The organism is Microcella sp. (assembly GCF_040286215.1).
In the GTDB taxonomy this organism is placed as follows: domain Bacteria; phylum Actinomycetota; class Actinomycetes; order Actinomycetales; family Microbacteriaceae; genus Microcella.
Genome location: NZ_JAVKCK010000008.1, coordinates 1 through 15,846 on the forward strand (window position 1 = coordinate 1; position 15,846 = coordinate 15,846).

Here is a 15,846-nt window from a genome sequence, read left to right on the forward strand (position 1 = left end):
GGACAAGTGGTGGGCTTCCAGCGGTCACCGTGCGTCGCTGTACAAGCCGGGCAACACGGGCAGCATGGCGGGTACGTGCATCCTGTTCGCGATGACGCACGGTGGTGTGCCGAACGAGCCGTACAGCTTCACGCGGGCGGCAGCGCGCTGGGTCAGCTGCTGACCGGCAGCCGGGGGCCCTACCCGCCCAGGCGGTGAGCGGCGCGCAGCGCGTGCACGGTGGCGACGGCGGCCTCGGCGGCCTCCGCCCCCTTGTCCTCCTGGGAGCCTGGCAAGCCGGCGCGATCGAGCCCCTGCTGCTCGTCGTCGAGGGTGAGCACGCCGAACCCGACTGGCTTGCCCGTGTCGAGGGCGACGCGGGTCAGACCATCGGTGGCGGCGGCGCTCACGTACTCGAAGTGGGGGGTGCCGCCGCGGATGATGACGCCGAGTGCGACGACCGCGTCGGCGCCGGCGTCGAGAACAGCCCTGCTCACGACGGGTAGCTCGAACGAGCCGGGCACGGCGTACTCGACGACTGTCGCGCCGGCGGCCTCGAGGGCTCGGCGGGCTCCAGCCCGCAGGCCGTCGGAGATCTCGGCGTGCCACTGCCCGGCCACGATCGCGATGGTCATGCCGGTGCCGTCGGTGGTGAGGGTGGGGGCTCCTGCGCCGCTCATGAGGTGGTTCCTTCCAGGGTGGAGAGCACGGGTGCGCTTGTGATGGTATCGGGCAGTCGGTGGCCCATGCGGTCGCGCTTCGCGCCGAGGTAGCCCTCGTTGTCGGTTCCCACGCCCACGACGAGCGGCACCAGCTCGGTCACCTCGATGCCGTACTGCACGAGCTGGCGCTGCTTCTCCGGATTGTTCGAGAGAAGCCGCACGCGCTGCACGCCGAGGTCGTGGAGGATGTCGCCAGCGGCCTCGTAGTCGCGGGAGTCGGCGGGGAGGCCGAGAGCAAGGTTCGCGTCGAGGGTGTCGTACCCCTCCTCCTGGAGGCGGTAGGCCCGCAGCTTGTTGATGAGGCCGATGCCGCGCCCCTCGTGACCGCGCAGGTAGAGCACGGCGCCGCCCTCGCGCTGAATCGTGTCCAGGGCGGCATCGAGCTGGGGGCCGCACTCGCACTTCAGGGAGCCGAAGGCCTCCCCGGTGAGGCACTCGGAGTGGACGCGCACGATCATGTTGTCCCGGGGCATCCCGCTGATGATGGCGACGTGGTCGGCGCCCGTCTTGCGGTCGCGGTAGGCGCGCATGGTGAAGGGGCCGTGACTGGTCGGCACCGTCGTCGCGACCTCGAAGCTCACGCTGCTGGGACGCGTGCTGCGCGGCCCGTCGGAGGCCGGCACGTACGTCGCACCCGACTCCAGGAAGGCGATGAGGTCGACGATCGTGATGACGACGAGGTCCTCTTCCTCGCCGAAGCGGATCAGCTCAGGCAGGCGCATCATGTCGCCGGTGTCGGCGATGACCTCGCCGATCGCGGCGACCGGGCGAAGACCGGCGAGCGCCATGAGGTCGACGGCGGCCTCGGTGTGACCGGCGCGTTCGAGAACCCCGCCCGGGCGGGCCCGAAGGGGCACAATGTGACCCGGGCGGTGCAGGCTCGCCGGCGTCGACGCGGCGTCGGCCAGCACCCTCAGTGTGCGCGCGCGGTCGCCGGCGCTGATACCCGTGGTGAGGCCCTCGGCGGCGTCGACAGTGACGGTGTAGGCGGTGTGACGGGGGTCCTCGCTCTCACTGTCGGGCACCATGAGGGGCAGGGCGAGCGAGTCGGCGATCTCCGCCGTCATTGGCGCGCACAGGAACCCGCTGGTGTGCCGGATCGACCACGCCACCCACTCTGCTGTCGCGAGCTCGGCCGAGATGATGACGTCGCCCTCGTTCTCCCGGTTCTCGTCATCAGCCACCAGGACGGGTCGGCCCAGGCGTAGCGCGTCCAGCGCTTCGGGAATCGTGCCGATGCTCATGACAGGCCCTCTCCGTCGTGCGCGGCTGACCCGAAACGGGCGAGGCGCGCGATGTGCCGCGCAAGGATGTCCGTCTCGAGGTTCGCGCGATCCCCGACGCCGAGGCGTCCGAGGGTCGTCGCGCTGAGCGTCTCGGGGATGAGCGACACCTCGAACCAGTCGTCGCCGACGGCGCTGACGGTGAGGCTGACCCCGTCGACGGCGATCGACCCCTTGTCGACCACGAGCGGCGCGTGCGCGGCGTCGAGGGAGAACCGCAGAACGCGCCACTGGCCCGCTTCGCCCACCTGCAGCACGGTCGTGGTGCCGTCGATGTGACCCTGCACGATGTGGCCGCCGAGACGGTCGCCGACGGCGGCGGCGCGCTCGAGGTTCACCGCATCGCCCGCGCTCCACGCGCCGATCGTCGACATGGCGAGGGTTTGACCCATGACGTCAGCCGTGAACCAGTCGCTGCCCTGCTCGACGACCGTCAGGCACACCCCCATGACGCTGAGGGAGTCGCCATGCGTTGCATCGCTCACGGCGAGGGGCCCACGCACTGTCAGCCGTGCGGCGTCGCCATGGGGAGCGAGCGCGACGATCTCGCCGAGCTCTTCGATCAGTCCGGTGAACATAGTGCTACCTCTCCTCGAGGGTCGAGCGGCCGCGGGCAGGAGCGCCGGGGGCAGGATGCGGGCGGGCGGTGACGAGCAGGTCGGCTCCGAGGGACTCGACGGAGCGGATGCTCAGCCGGAGCCCCTGCGCGATCGAGTCGATGCCCAGGTCGTCGAGGGCGAGTCGCGGCCCGCCGAGCAGCAGGGGGGCGAGGTATACGAGCACCTCGTCGACGAGCCCGGCGCGCAGGAACGCGCTCGCGAGGGTCGGGCCGCCTTCGACATACAGCCTGCGCACGCCCCGCTCTGCGAGTGCGCCCACCGCGGCGTGCAGGTCGCGATGGCCCAGCTCGATGAGGCCAGCGGGGTGCTCGCGCAGGCGCGCGCCCGCGGGCACGGGTGTCTCGCCGATGACCACGGGCACGGGCTGGTGCGGCAGCAGTTCGCCGCCATCGCCGCGGGCCGTGAGCGAGGGATCGTCGGCGAGCACCGTGCCGGTGCCGACCGCGATCGCGTCGTGCGCGGCGCGCTGCTCGTGCACGCGCAGCCGGGCCGCGGCGCCCGTGATCCACTGGCTCGACCCGTCGGCGGCGGCCGCTCGGCCGTCGAGGGTGGAGGCCCACTTGACGGTCACCCAGGGGCGCCCCTCGCGCACGCTCGTGAGCCAGGGGGTGAGCAGCGCGGTCGCCTCGTCCGCGAGCACGCCTCCGGTGACGGGGATGCCCGCCGCGCGCAGGCGCTGGGCCCCGCCGCCCGCGCGCGGGTCGGGGTCGTCGATCGCGTACACGACGCGCGCGACCCCGGCGTCGATGAGGGCCTGGGCGCACGGGCCGGTGCGCCCGGTGTGATTGCACGGCTCGAGCGTCACGACCGCGGTGAGGCCCTCGGCCGGTCGTGAGCCGGCGGCGAGGCCCTGGGCCGTCAACGCTCGAGCGGAGTCGAGCTGCGCGAGAGCATCCACCTCGGCGTGGGCGGTGCCCGCCCCCCGGTGCCAGCCCTCCGAGACGATCTCGCCGCGCGCGTCCAGCAGCACACAGCCGACCTGCGGGTTGCCTCCCGTGACAGGCCCGTGCAGCGCCAGGCTCAGGGCGCGCCGCATCGCCGTCGCGATGGTCGTCGCCTCGTCCTGCAGTGCGTCGGTGCTGGTCATCCGATGGTCTTCCCGGGTCCTCTGCGCATTCAGGGTCGTCGCGCGTTCAGGGTCGTCCGGGGTCGCGTCGGCAGGCTACCGCTCGCGTGCTCCTCCCATCCGGACTCTCACCGTCGGTACCGGAGTTCCACCGGTTCAACCGTCTGCGACTCGTCGTCGCTCGCGGGTCGCGGACTCTCACCGCCGGCTCGGACTTTCACCGACCCCGGAACACGTTTTCTCTGTTCAGGGTAGTCAACATCGAGAGCCCTGGAGTATTCCCGCACGTCGCCTGGGAACTCGCGGCACGACGACGGCCCCCGCGCGGTGCTGCGCGGGGGCCGTCGAGGGTGCGGACGCTAGTAGGTGATGACCAGCGTGTTCGACACCGAGATGAGCACCACGACCGTGGCGTTCAGGAACCCGGCGATGTACGGGTTGCCCGTCGCGCGGTACAGCTTGCGCGACACGATCGCCGTCACCGCGAGGATCAGAATCACCGGGAACAGCCAGATGCTGAAGATGCCCCCGAAGCCCGGGATCAGGTTGCCCGTGACCGCGAACGTCGTGTACTGCGCCACGACCAGGATGATCGGGCCGAGCGAGTTCGCCAGGGCGAGGATCGCCGTGTTGACCCACTCGCGGCCCGCGATCGTGACCCGGTTGAAGGCGTTGATCGCGATCGAGTTCGCCACGAAGTAGATCAGGAACAGCGGCAGCACGACGAGCGCGTAGCCGAACTTGTCCGGCGTGAACCACTTCACGCCGATCACCCAGAGGCGGAAATCGGTCTTGAAGAGGTAGTCGACCAGGAACACGACCGCGTACATGAGGAACACCGTCGTCAGGGCCAGCCCGATGCCGTGGAAGAAGTTCTTCCAGCCGGGGAGGACCCCCGAGGCGCGCAGGCTCATGCCCGACTTCCGCCCGAAGGCGAAGTACGCGCCGATCATGATGACCGCGGCCGCGAGACCGTTGATCGCCGCCCACACGCCGATGAAGAATACGGAGCCTGTGGGGATGAACGACGGCACGACGTTGAAGGTGATTCCGAGCACCGCGGGGGTCTGGCTGACGAGCACGTAGCTCCAGGCCGAGATGACGACCGAGACGGCGAGCCCCGCCCAGAACCAGATCTTCGGGATGCGCCCGGCCAGCGGCGCGATCTCGCCCGGCGCGACGGCGAGTCGGCGGAAGGCCGAGGTCGTCAGCAGCGCGCGCGGGATCGCGACGAGCATGATGCCGAAGCCGACGAGCCCGAGGGCGGTGAAGAACTCCTTGAGCTGCCAGAGCTGGTTGCCCGCGTCGAGCGGGGTCGGCGCCGGGAGGGTCTCCTCGAAGTAGTCGACCAGGTGCCCGACAGCCGTGCTGGACGTCGTGCTCCACGGGTGCGTCTGGGGCAGGGAGTAGATCACGCGGACCGCCTCGGTGCCGTCGATGTTCTCGGTGTAGATCGTGCTGCCCTCACGCTCCTCGGTGAGGGTGGCGGGGTCTGCTCCGAAGTTCAGGAACGACTGCGCGTTGGGCGTGCCGAGGTAGTCGCGCGGTGCGGTCAGTTGCACGCCGTTCTCGTCGTAGCTGCGGAAGAAGAACTCGTCGTACTGGGCCTGGATGAGGCCGACATCGCGCGAGCCGTAGACGTTCGTGTAGATGCCGTCTCCGTCGACGTAGAGCGGGTCGTTGTCGACGAGCAGGATGGAGGAGATCAGCGGGTCACCGGAGGCGTCGTCGATCGGCACGGAGAAGTTCGCGGCGCGGGCGCCATTGGAGTGGCCGGTGACGCCGATGGCGTCGCGATCCACGTAGGGGAGGTCGGCCAGCAGCAGGACGGCGTCGTACATGCCGGTGCCTCCGACGGCGAGCTCGTCGGCGGGGAGCGGGTCGGAGTTGCCGTGCCCGTACATGTCGATCGACATGACCACGTAGCCGCGGCGCGCGAGCTCGACGTAGTTGGGGGTCTGCATCTCGCGGTTGTTCCACCAGCCGTGGCTCACGACGATCGCGGGCGCCGGGTTCTCCGCCGTGGCGTTCGCCGGCGTGAACAGCAGAGCATTCAGCGATCGACCGGAGGCGGTCTCCCACTTCAGGTCATCGACCTTCACGCTGCCGCCGGAGGTCTGGACGAGCGAGGCGCCGATGCCGGAAATCAGGGCGAAGATGAGCGCGAGCACGAGCCAGAAGCCGTTGCGCTTCATCAGTGTTTGTCTCATGAGAGTTCAAACTCCTTCGTTGTGAACTGTCACGGCTCGGCGACCGCGGTGCTGTGCCACAGCGCCGTGACGGGGGTGGGGGACGAACGGTGCGGCTCGTCCTCTCAGGACACTAAGTTGACGGCCCACGCTCAGAGGCGCCGAACGCCAATTTTGCACAAACGTGCGTGCCAGTGGACTCCTCCGGGCACCCCCCGTAGTGTCCTTCCTGCATGTTCGACCAGCGCACGTGCACATACGTTCAGGAGGATTCGCGGCGATGCCCCAGACAGGTCCAGAGGCGTCCAAAGCGGCGACCGCGCTCAAGGCGGCCAAGATGTACTACCTGCAGGACCTCACGATGGGGGCGATCGCCACCGAGCTGCGCACATCGCGCTCCACGGTGTCGCGGCTGCTGAGCTTCGCGCGGGAGAGCGGGCTCGTCGACATCCGCATCACCTCGCCCTTCGACCGCGGTTCCGCACTCGAGCAGGAGATCCACGACCGGTTCGGGGTCACCGCGCACGTCGTCCCCATGCCCGAGTCGATTAGCGACGTGGATCGGCTCGAGCGGGTCGCGATGACGGCCGGGCGGATCCTCGGAGGCTTCGTCGACTCGAACATGATCGTCGGCGTCGCCTGGGGGTCCACGGTGGGTGCGATCAGTCGGCATCTCGTGGCCAAGCCGGTGCACAACACGGTGGTCGTGCAGCTCAACGGCGCGGGCAACACCCAGACGACGGGCATCGACTACGCGAGCGAGATCCTCCAGCGCTTCAGTGCGGCATACTCCGCGCAGATCCAGCAGTTCCCCGTGCCGGCCTTCTTCGACGACCCGCTCACGAAAGAGGGGCTGTGGCGGGAACGGAGCACCAAGCGACTGCTCGACATCCAGGCGCGGCTGGACCTCGCGATCTTCGGCCTCGGCTCCCCCTTCGCCGAGATACCGAGCCAGGTGTACATCGGCGGCTACCTCGACGCCGAGGACTACCGCAGTCTCAGCGACGACGGGGTAGCCGGCGACGTGGCCACCGTGTTCTACCGACCGGATGGCACCTCGAACGGCATCGCGCTGAACAGTCGTGCATCCGGACCCAGTCTCGATCGGCTGCGCAAGGTCGCCAGGCGCGTCTGCGTCGTCTCAGGCGTGCAGAAGCTCGCGAGTCTGCGCGGCGCTCTCGCGGCGGGGCTCATCACCGATCTCGTGCTCGATGAGAGCCTGGCCAGCCGCGTGGTGGAGCAGCAGGGGCGGGCGTCGGAGCCCGTGCGACGGGAGCGCACGCTCGCCTGACGGACTGCACGTTTGTGCATTCGCTTTGGGTGGATGTGTCGGTCTGGTCAAGATGGGAGCGACACCCACCCGCCTCGACCGATGGGCTCCCCGATCCGATGACCGCATCACCCGCGACCCTCTCACGTTCCGCACTCCTCGCCGACGCGCGCGAGAAGGCCACCTCCGTCGACGTACTCGTGATCGGAGCGGGCATCAACGGCATCGCCACCTTCCGTGATCTCGCGCTCAACGGGGTGAGAGTCGTGCTGGTCGATCGCGGCGACTTCTGCTCGGGGGCCTCGGCAGCGTCCTCGCACATGATCCACGGCGGCATCCGGTATCTCGAGAACGGCGAGTTTCGCCTCGTCAAGGAGTCCGTGCACGAGCGCAACGCGCTCCTGCGCCTCGCCCCGCACTACGTGCGCCCGCTCGCGACGACGATCCCCATCTTCTCGACCTTCTCCTCGATCATCCAGGCTCCCCTCAAGTTCCTCGGGCTGCGACCCACGAAGCGCCGCGAGCGCGGTGCGCTCATCATCAAGGCCGGGCTGACGATCTACGACCTGTTCTCGCGCGACGGGGGCAGGGTGCCCCGCCACCAGTTCCGCGGAGCGCGTGCCTCGAAGCAGCTCCTGCCCGAGTTGCGAGACGATGTGCGCTGGACCGCGACCTACTACGACGCCTCCATGCACGACCCCGAGCGCCTCGCGCTCGACGTGCTCACCGATGGGCTGGAGGCCGGCGCGCACGCGCAAGCGCTCAACTACGTCGAGGCCGTAGGAATGGATGCCGACGGCGCCGTGAGACTGCGCGACGTCATCGGCGGGCAGACCTGGCAGGTGCATCCCTCGGTCGTCGTCAACGCCTCAGGCCCCTGGACGGACCTCACCAACGCCGCCCTCGGCGACGCCTCCCACTACATGGGCGGCACGAAGGGCTCGCACATCGTCCTCGACCATCCAGAGCTGCTCGCCGCCTGCGCCGGTCGGGAAATCTTCTTCGAATTCACCGACGGCCGCATCGTGCTCATCTACCCGCTCAAGGGGCGCGTGCTCGTCGGCACCACCGACCTGCCGCACGATATGGGCGACCCCATCGTCTGCACGGAGGGCGAGGTCGACTACTTCTTCGGGCTCATCCGGCACGTCTTCCCGGCCATCGCCGTCGACCGCCAGCAGATCGTGTTCCGGTTCTCCGGCGTGCGCCCCCTGCCGCGGCAGGACGCCGCGTCGACCGGGCAGATCTCGCGCGACTACCGCGTGGAGTCGCGCCGCGTCGCGTCGACGACAGTACTGAGCCTCATCGGCGGCAAGTGGACCACCTTCCGTGCGCTCGGCGAGCAGCTGAGCGATCGTGTCCTCGAGCTTCTGCAGCGCGACCGTGCGGTCAGCACCGACGGGCGCCTCATCGGCGGCGCCGTCGGCTACCCCACGACCGCGGATGCTCGGCGCGAGTGGGCGGAACGCGTCGCGCCGGGCATCCCGCGAGACCGCGTCGAGACCCTCCTCGACCGCTACGGCACGAGCGCGGAGCAGATCGTGCAGCGCATCGCGACCGACGGGGATGCGCCGCTCGCCACCGCGCCCGGCTACTCCCGCGCCGAGATCATGCACCTGATCGAGGCCGAACGGGTCGCGCGGCTCAGCGACATCGTGCTGCGGCGCACCTCGATGGCGTTCATCGGCGAAGTCGGGTACAGCACCCTCGCCGAGCTCGCCGAGCTCGCCGCCACGCCGCTCGGATGGGATGCTGGACGCATCGCCGAGGAGATCGCCGAGTCAGCAGAACTGCTGCGGGAGAAGCACGGCGTCACCGGGATCGAGGCACCGTCGCCCGCCCCAGGAAGGAACCGAACGTGAGTCAGAACATCGTCGCCATCGACCAGGGCACCACGAGCACCCGCGCGATCATCATCGATCACGAGGGAGCGATCGTCTCCGTCGGCCAACTTGAGCACGAGCAGATCTTCCCGCACGCGGGCTGGGTCGAGCACGACGCGGCGGAGATCTGGAACAACACCCGCGAGGCGATCGGCCAGGCGCTCTCCAAGGCCAATCTCACGCGCCACGACATCGCCGCGATCGGCATCACCAACCAGCGTGAGACCGCCGTCGTGTGGGACCGCGCCACCGGGAAGCCCGTCTACAACGCCATCGTGTGGCAAGACACCCGCACGCAGCACCTCGTCGATCGCATCGCCGACGGAGACGTTCGCCGCTTCGCCGAGAAGACGGGCCTGCCGCTGGCCACCTACTTCAGTGCGAGCAAGATCGCGTGGATCCTCGAGAACGTGGACGGCGCACGCGAGCGTGCGGAGGCAGGCGAGCTGCTGTTCGGCACGACCGACACGTGGGTGCTGTGGAACCTCACCGGTGGCACCGAGGGCGGCGTGCACGCGACCGACGTGACCAACGCGAGCCGCACACTGCTCATGGACCTCCGGACGCTCGACTGGGACGACGCGCTGCTCGACGCGTTCGGCGTGCCCCGCTCGATGCTGCCCGAGATCCGCTCCTCGGCCGAGGTCTACGGCCATGCGTCGACGCACTCCCTGCTGCGCGAGGTGCCCGTGGCGGGCATCCTCGGGGATCAGCAGGCGGCCACCTTCGGTCAGGTCGCCTTCGACGCAGGTGAGTCGAAGAACACCTACGGCACCGGCAATTTCCTCATCGTCAACACGGGGGAGGAGATCGTGCGCAGCGAGCACGGTCTCATCACGACCGTCGCCTACCGGCTCGGCGACGAAGCGCCGCGCTACGCCCTCGAAGGCTCCATCGCCGTGACCGGCTCACTCGTGCAGTGGCTGCGTGACAACCTGGGTCTCATCTCCTCAGCGCCGGAGGTCGAGACGCTCGCGCGCTCGGTGGACGACAACGGCGGCGCGTACATCGTGCCAGCGTTCTCCGGCCTCTTCGCCCCGTACTGGCGGCCAGACGCCCGAGGCGCGATCGTGGGCCTCACCCGCTACGTGACGAAGGCCCACCTGGCCCGCGCGGCGCTCGAGTCGACCGCCTTCCAGTCGCGGGAGGTGCTCGACGCCGCCGACGCCGGCACAGATGTGCCCATCGCTGAGCTCAAGGTCGATGGCGGGATGACCGCCAACGAGCTGCTCATGCAGTTCCAGGCCGACATCCTTGGCATCCCCGTCGTGCGGCCGGCCGTCGCCGAGACGACCGCGTTGGGCGCCGCCTACGCCGCCGGTCTCGCCGTGGGCTTCTGGGAGTCCCGTGACGAGCTGCGGGCGCTCTGGCGCGAGGACGCGCGCTGGGAGCCTCGCATGGAGGAGGAGGAGCGCGAGCGCCGCCTGCGCCTCTGGAAGAAGGCAGTCACCCGCACCTTCGACTGGGTGGACGACGACAGCGAGGCGTAACCCGCGCCACTCCGCTCCCGCCGCCCCGCGCCCCCGCTGCCCCGCGCCCCCGCTGCCCCCGCCCCACGCACCCGCCCCGCGCACCTGTTGCGCGTTCAGGAAGCGGGATGACCTGCACCTGATTCGACGGCGCGTCGCGCGGCGAGACCGGGCCTGCGCGGCCACCATCCTGAACGGGCAACGGGGATGCTCGTCCCCCGCCGCGCGCGGCCGCCCGTTCTGCACACATCCTGGAGAGGTGCCGACTGACCGGTTGCCGCCGGGCACTCTCGTCGGCATGGACGCACTGCAGGCCTTCCGCGCGGCCGGGCAGTTCTCGCTGCGCACCCGCGAGCTCCGCGAGCGCGGCGTCACGACCCGGGGGATCGCCGCGGCCGTGCATCGCGGTGACCTCCTGCGGGTGCGTATCGGCCACTACGCGCTCCCCGGGGATCCGGCCCACCACCGCGCGGCCCTGCGAGTCGGCGGGGTAGCGGCCTGCGTCACGGCCGCATCGGGCCACGGTATGTGGCTTCCGCCGGATGCTCTGCCGCACGTCTGGCTGGAGAGCGGAGCATCGCGCCTGCGCGAGCTTCCGTCGAGGCGGATCGTGGCGCCGGACGACCCGACCCACGTACGGCACTGGTCGGCACTCGCGGAGCCACTCGACCTCGTGCGGGGCAGCGTATCCATCGTGGATGCGCTCGCGCAGGTCATCCGGTGCCAGCCTCGGTACGAGGCCATCGCGGTACTCGATTCCGCTGTGAGGCTGGGGCTGCTGGAGGCTCCGACTCGCGCTCGTCTGCAGGCCGTGCTGACACCAGACACGAGGGGACTGCTACACCACATCGACGGCGCCGCGGGGTCGGGAACAGAGTCGATCGTGAGGATGGTGCTGCGCGACGCGGGTCTCGCGGTGCGGACTCAAGCGCGCATCGAGGGTGTCGGGTTCGTCGACCTGGTGGTGGGTGCGCGGGTGATCGTCGAGGTGGACAGCACCCAGTGGCATGGTTCGGCCGATCAGCAGAGGCGCGACTACGATCGCGATCTCGAGCTCGTCGCGCGCGGCTACATCGTCGTGAGGGTGAACTACCACCAGGCGCTGCGCGACCACCCGGGTGTGCTGCGGGCAATTCGGCGCGCGCTGGCCACCGCCCGCGGTGAATAGTGCGCACGCGGGCCACCCGCGCCAAGCACGTTGCCCGCGCCCGGCCCGCCGAGGTGTTGCGCGTACAGGAAGGACGGGCGCGTCGGCGCCCCGGCGCGGCGTGTCGGGCGCGCCGTCCGGCTCGCGAGCGCTTCGTTCCTGAACGCGCAGCGAGAACGGCCGGGGTGGGGTTGGGCGGGCAAGGCGGGCAGGTCAGGGGGCGGGCAGGCCGGGCAGGTCAGGGGGCTGGCAGGCCGGGCAGGGTCAGCGGGAGAGCAGGGCGGGCAGATCGAGCAGGCTGCGGATGCTCGGCACGCCCGCCGGCAAGGTGACGTGCGCCTCGGCGGTTGTGTCGTTGCGCGCCTCGCCGCGGTCGAGCCAGATGCCGAGCATCCCGGCCTCGTGGGCACCCACCGCGTCGGTGCGCACCCGGTCGCCGATGTAGGCGCACGATGACGGGGCCACGTCGAGGGCGGCGGCTGCAGCGTCGAAGATGGCGGGATCCGGCTTGGGGGTGCCCAGCTCGCCCGAAGCGACGACGCGGCCGCGACGGGTGGCGTGGTCGACGCTGCCGTCGCGGCGCACGGCGGTGAGCTCAAGGCGCTCCCACAGTGCGATGCGTTCGAGCTTGTCGGTCTGGAAGGCCAGGTCGCCGTTCGTGATGATGCCGAACCGCACGCCGTCGATGGTCGCCTCGAGCTGGTGCAGAGCGGGCAGCACGTCATCGAAGAGAGTCCAGTTGTTGCGGTAGCCGTCCAGATACTCGGCGAACCAGCCGAGTGCCGCCTCGTCGTCGAGGTCTATGCCGTACGGAGCATGCAGGTCGCGCGCGCGGTGGATGCGTTGCCCGAGGTTGTCGAGCTCTCCGCTGAGGTATCGCGCGTAGTGCCGCTCTTCGAGCTCCCGCCAGCGGGATCGCACGGCTGCTCTGTCGTCCGCCGCGAATCCGCCCCCCGCGATCTCCTGCGCGCGCTCGATGGCGAGGTCGACGGCGCGCGTGTGCGCCATGAGCGTGTCATCCAGGTCGAACAGCACAACACGGATGGCCGACGAGCTCCGGGCCGTCACGCGCGGGGAAGGAACCCCACGGCGTCGTACACGCGCGCGAGGGTGGCGTCGGCGATGGTCTCGGCGCGCGATGCGTTGACGGCGAGGAGCCGATCGAGCTCTGCGGGGTCGTCGAGCAGGTCGAGGGTGCGCTCGCGGATCGGGCGGAACGCCTCCACCACGGCTTCCGCGACAGCGCCTTTCAGGGCTCCGTACTGCAGCCCGTCGAACTCCGCCTCGACATCGGCCACGGCGCGCCCGGTCACGATGGCGAGTATCGACAGCAGGTTCGAGACGCCGGGCTTCTCGGCCGGGTCGAAGCGCACAGCACCCTCGGAGTCGGTGACGGCCGACTTGATCTTCTTCGTGAGAGCAGTGTCGTCGTCCATCAGCCAGAGGATACCGGCGGGGCTCTCACCCGACTTCGACATCTTCGACCCAGGGTTCTGCAGGTCGTAGATCTTCGCGGTTTCCTTGAGGATGCGCACCTCCGGTGCGACGAGCGTGTCCCCGAACCGCGAGTTGAAGCGCCCCGCGAGGTCGCGCATGAGCTCGACGTGCTGCCGCTGGTCCTCCCCGACAGGCACGACCGCGGCGTTGTAGAGAAGCACATCGGCGGCCTGCAGGATCGGGTAGGTGAAGAGCCCGACCGAGGCCGAGTCGAGCCCGCCCCGCGCCGCCTTGTCTTTGAACTGGGTCATGCGCGAGGCTTCGCCGAAGCCCGTAATGGTGTTGAGCACCCAGGCGAGCTCGGCGTGCGCGCGCACGTGCGACTGCACGAACAGGGTCGAGTGCTCGGGGTCGATGCCCGCGGCGATGTACTGCGCGGCCGTGCGGCGGGTGCGCTCTCGCAACTCTGCCGGGTCCTGCGGCACGGTGATGGCGTGCAGGTCGACGACGCAGAACACGGCGTCGTGGGTCGCCTGCATGTCGCGCCATTGCAGCAGGGCACCGGCGTAGTTGCCGAGGTGCAGGCTGGCGGCGGAGGGCTGCATGCCCGAGAACAGGCGGGGGAGGCTCATGCTGTCGATTCTTCCAGGGATGCGCGCGACGCGATGCACCGGCATCGCCCGTGGGTCCTGTTCGCCGTTCAGGAACAGCGACCCTGCTTCGTTCGCCCAGCGGCGTGTCCAGGGCGAATCAGGATGCGCGTGCTGAGTCTTCCTGATCCGCGAACGCGCACAAGGGAAAGGGGGAGGGGAGGCGTCAGAGCGCGTAGTCCACCACGACGGGCGCGTGGTCGCTCCACCGCGTGTCCCACGACGCGGCGCGGTCGACGGTGTAGGACTGCACGGTCTCGGCGAGAGCTGGCGTGGCCACGTGGTAGTCGATGCGCCACCCGGTGTCGTTGTCGAAGGCTTGGCCGCGCTGTGACCACCACGTGTAGGGGCCGTCGACTTCGCCGGCCCAGCGACGGCCCACATCGACCCAGCCCAGACCGGGACCGGTCGAGCCGTCGACCCCTTCCACGGTCGTGCCCGCCGGCCCGAAGAGGCGGTCGAAGTAGGCGCGTTCGCGCGGCAGGAAGCCCGCGCGCGTGCGGTTGCCGCGCCAGTTCTTGATGTCGAGCTCGCGATGCCCGACGTTGAGGTCGCCGACGACGAGGGCGTAGGGGCTCTGGGTCGCAAGTTGGGGCAGGCGGCGCTCCATTGCGTCGAGGAACCGGTACTTCTCGACCTGTTTCGGGGTGTCGGCCTCGCCCGAGTGCACATAGGTCGACACCACGGTGAGGGTCGTGCCGTCGACATCGAGGTCGGCCTCGAGCCAGCGCCCGGCGCTGTCGAAGTCGTCGTCGCCGAGTGCGACGCGGTGGGCGACGAACGGTCGGCGGGCGGCGAGCGCGACGCCCGCTCGGCCCTTCGCCGTGGCGGCATCGTGCAGCACGTGCCAACCGTCGCCCAGCAGACCGGTCACGTCGTCGGTCGAGGCGCGCACCTCTTGGAGGGCGAGGATGTCGACCCCCCGGGCATCCAGCCAGTCGCCCATGCCTTTGCGGTACGCGGCGCGTACTCCGTTGACGTTGACGCTTGCGATGCGCAGAGGGGTGGTCATGCCTCCAGTCTAGGAAGGTCGACCGTCGTCGCCGACCGAGCGCCGTCGCTCACGAGCCCGTGACGCGGCGCTTGAGGCGCGTCCAGAATCCCGGTGGATCCTCCGGCTCGGGGTCGTAGTAGTCGAGCAGCTCGCGCGCCTGCTGCAGCCGTGTCGCCAGGTAGTCCTCGTCGAGCACGATGCGGTCGTCTTTGATGCCGACGGCGACCCAGGCGGCGGCCGCGAGCAGCACCTGGCACACCAGGTTGAACCAGATGAGGAGACCGATGAAGACGGCGAAGCTCGCGATGAGCGGGTTGTTGCTGGCTCCGCCCAGCAGGCTGTTTCCGAGCACCTTGAGGCCGCCCAGGGCGACGGCGCCGATCAGAGCCCCCTGCCGCAGGCGCCGCAGCGGGATGCGCACGCCCGCGAGCACGCGGTAGAGAGCCGCCAGTACCACGGCGTCCAGCAGGAACATCACGCCGAGGGTGATGAGGCGGCCGACGATTGTGCTGGTCGTCGAATCGCGGATGCCGATCCATTCCAGCACGGCATCGAACGCCAGCGTGCTCACGACGGAGAGCACCGCGGAGAGCACCAGCAGGGCTCCGAAGCCAATGGCGAGACCGAGGTCTTTGAGCTTCAGCAGGACGACGTTCTGCTCCAGGATCGGCAGGTCGAAGATGGAGCGCACCGCTTCGCGCGCCGAGGCGAGCCAGTTGAGCGCGGCGAGCAGCAGCACGACGGCCGCGATCGCTCCCTGCCAGCTGAAGGCGCCGACGCTGGCCGCGAGGAGGTCCTCAGGGTCGACGATTCCCTGCTGGCTGTCCGTCGTGATCAGCCCTGGCACGGTCTGGGCGAGCACGTCGATGAGAGAGTCGCGCAGACCAATGTTGGTGGCGATCACAAGGCCCGCGATCGCGAACCCGATCCACAGCGCGGCGAAGACCGCGAAGATCGCCTGGAAGGCGAGGCCTGATGCGAGGATCGGGCCTCGCTTCCCGGCGTAGTGCTGCACGACGCGGACGGGGCGCGAGGAGAGCACACGGGAGACGAGCGCTCCGGCACGCTCCGTCAGCGAGGCGGCCTCCGGCTCCGCGGTGTCGTGTCTCACGGGCGACGAGGACTGTCGAGGCATCC

At 69.8% G+C, this 15,846-nt stretch carries 13 protein-coding genes and 1 riboswitch; of the genes, 4 read left to right on the forward strand and 9 right to left on the reverse strand.

All coding sequences use genetic code 11. The annotated features are described in order from the left end of the window. Positions 1–179: 179 nt before the first annotated feature. The 5 genes from ribH to RJQ01_RS04155 form a co-directional block, all read right to left on the reverse strand. A complete protein-coding gene (ribH, locus tag RJQ01_RS04135) occupies positions 180–659 on the reverse strand; it encodes a 6,7-dimethyl-8-ribityllumazine synthase (protein WP_350475457.1) in 480 nt (159 codons plus the stop codon). Continuing rightward, positions 656–1,945 carry a 3,4-dihydroxy-2-butanone-4-phosphate synthase gene (gene ribB / locus RJQ01_RS04140; RefSeq protein ID WP_350475458.1) on the reverse strand — a complete coding sequence of 430 codons (1,290 nt, stop codon included), beginning with the start codon at positions 1,943–1,945 and terminating at the stop codon, positions 656–658. Before ribB ends, ribH begins: the two co-directional genes overlap by 4 nt. Continuing rightward, positions 1,942–2,562 carry a riboflavin synthase gene (locus RJQ01_RS04145; protein WP_350475459.1) on the reverse strand — a complete coding sequence of 207 codons (621 nt, stop codon included), beginning with the start codon at positions 2,560–2,562 and terminating at the stop codon, positions 1,942–1,944. Before RJQ01_RS04145 ends, ribB begins: the two co-directional genes overlap by 4 nt. A 4-nt stretch (positions 2,563–2,566) precedes the next feature. Next, positions 2,567–3,691 (reverse strand): bifunctional diaminohydroxyphosphoribosylaminopyrimidine deaminase/5-amino-6-(5-phosphoribosylamino)uracil reductase RibD, encoded by a 1,125-nt coding sequence (gene ribD, locus RJQ01_RS04150; protein ID WP_350475460.1) that lies wholly within the window; start codon positions 3,689–3,691, stop codon positions 2,567–2,569. 83 nt (positions 3,692–3,774) lie between these two features. Then, positions 3,775–3,908: riboswitch (FMN riboswitch) on the reverse strand. A gap of 121 nt (positions 3,909–4,029) precedes the next feature. After that, the gene (locus tag RJQ01_RS04155) at positions 4,030–5,880 is read right to left on the reverse strand and encodes an alpha/beta hydrolase family protein (protein ID WP_350475461.1); all 1,851 of its coding nucleotides are present in this window, start codon (positions 5,878–5,880) and stop codon (positions 4,030–4,032) included. 259 nt (positions 5,881–6,139) lie between these two features. Between RJQ01_RS04155 and RJQ01_RS04160 the strand changes: the two genes are divergently transcribed. The 4 genes from RJQ01_RS04160 (at position 6,140) to RJQ01_RS04175 (ending at position 11,649) form a co-directional block, all read left to right on the forward strand. After that, positions 6,140–7,150: a sugar-binding transcriptional regulator gene (locus RJQ01_RS04160; RefSeq protein WP_350475462.1), complete on the forward strand. Its 1,011-nt coding sequence runs from the start codon at positions 6,140–6,142 to the stop codon at positions 7,148–7,150. 98 nt (positions 7,151–7,248) lie between these two features. Continuing rightward, positions 7,249–8,991, forward strand: coding sequence for a glycerol-3-phosphate dehydrogenase/oxidase (locus RJQ01_RS04165; RefSeq protein WP_350475463.1), 1,743 nt, complete (start codon positions 7,249–7,251; stop codon positions 8,989–8,991). Further along, positions 8,988–10,502: a glycerol kinase GlpK gene (glpK, locus tag RJQ01_RS04170; RefSeq protein WP_350475464.1), complete on the forward strand. Its 1,515-nt coding sequence runs from the start codon at positions 8,988–8,990 to the stop codon at positions 10,500–10,502. The genes RJQ01_RS04165 and glpK overlap by 4 nt, the downstream gene beginning before the upstream one ends. A gap of 277 nt (positions 10,503–10,779) precedes the next feature. Continuing rightward, the gene (locus tag RJQ01_RS04175; RefSeq protein ID WP_350475465.1) at positions 10,780–11,649 is read left to right on the forward strand and encodes a DUF559 domain-containing protein; all 870 of its coding nucleotides are present in this window, start codon (positions 10,780–10,782) and stop codon (positions 11,647–11,649) included. A 243-nt stretch (positions 11,650–11,892) separates the two neighbouring features. Here the strand turns inward: RJQ01_RS04175 and RJQ01_RS04180 are convergent, their stop codons facing one another. The 4 genes from RJQ01_RS04180 to RJQ01_RS04195 form a co-directional block, all read right to left on the reverse strand. Then, positions 11,893–12,696 (reverse strand): HAD family hydrolase, encoded by an 804-nt coding sequence (locus RJQ01_RS04180; protein WP_350475466.1) that lies wholly within the window; start codon positions 12,694–12,696, stop codon positions 11,893–11,895. Further along, entirely contained in the window at positions 12,693–13,697 is a 1,005-nt protein-coding gene (trpS, locus tag RJQ01_RS04185; RefSeq protein WP_350475467.1) for a tryptophan--tRNA ligase, read from the reverse strand. Before trpS ends, RJQ01_RS04180 begins: the two co-directional genes overlap by 4 nt. A 184-nt stretch (positions 13,698–13,881) precedes the next feature. Continuing rightward, entirely contained in the window at positions 13,882–14,727 is an 846-nt protein-coding gene (locus RJQ01_RS04190; RefSeq protein WP_350475468.1) for an exodeoxyribonuclease III, read from the reverse strand. 49 nt (positions 14,728–14,776) lie between these two features. Next, positions 14,777–15,844 (reverse strand): YihY/virulence factor BrkB family protein, encoded by a 1,068-nt coding sequence (locus tag RJQ01_RS04195; protein WP_350475469.1) that lies wholly within the window; start codon positions 15,842–15,844, stop codon positions 14,777–14,779. Positions 15,845–15,846: the final 2 nt, after the last annotated feature.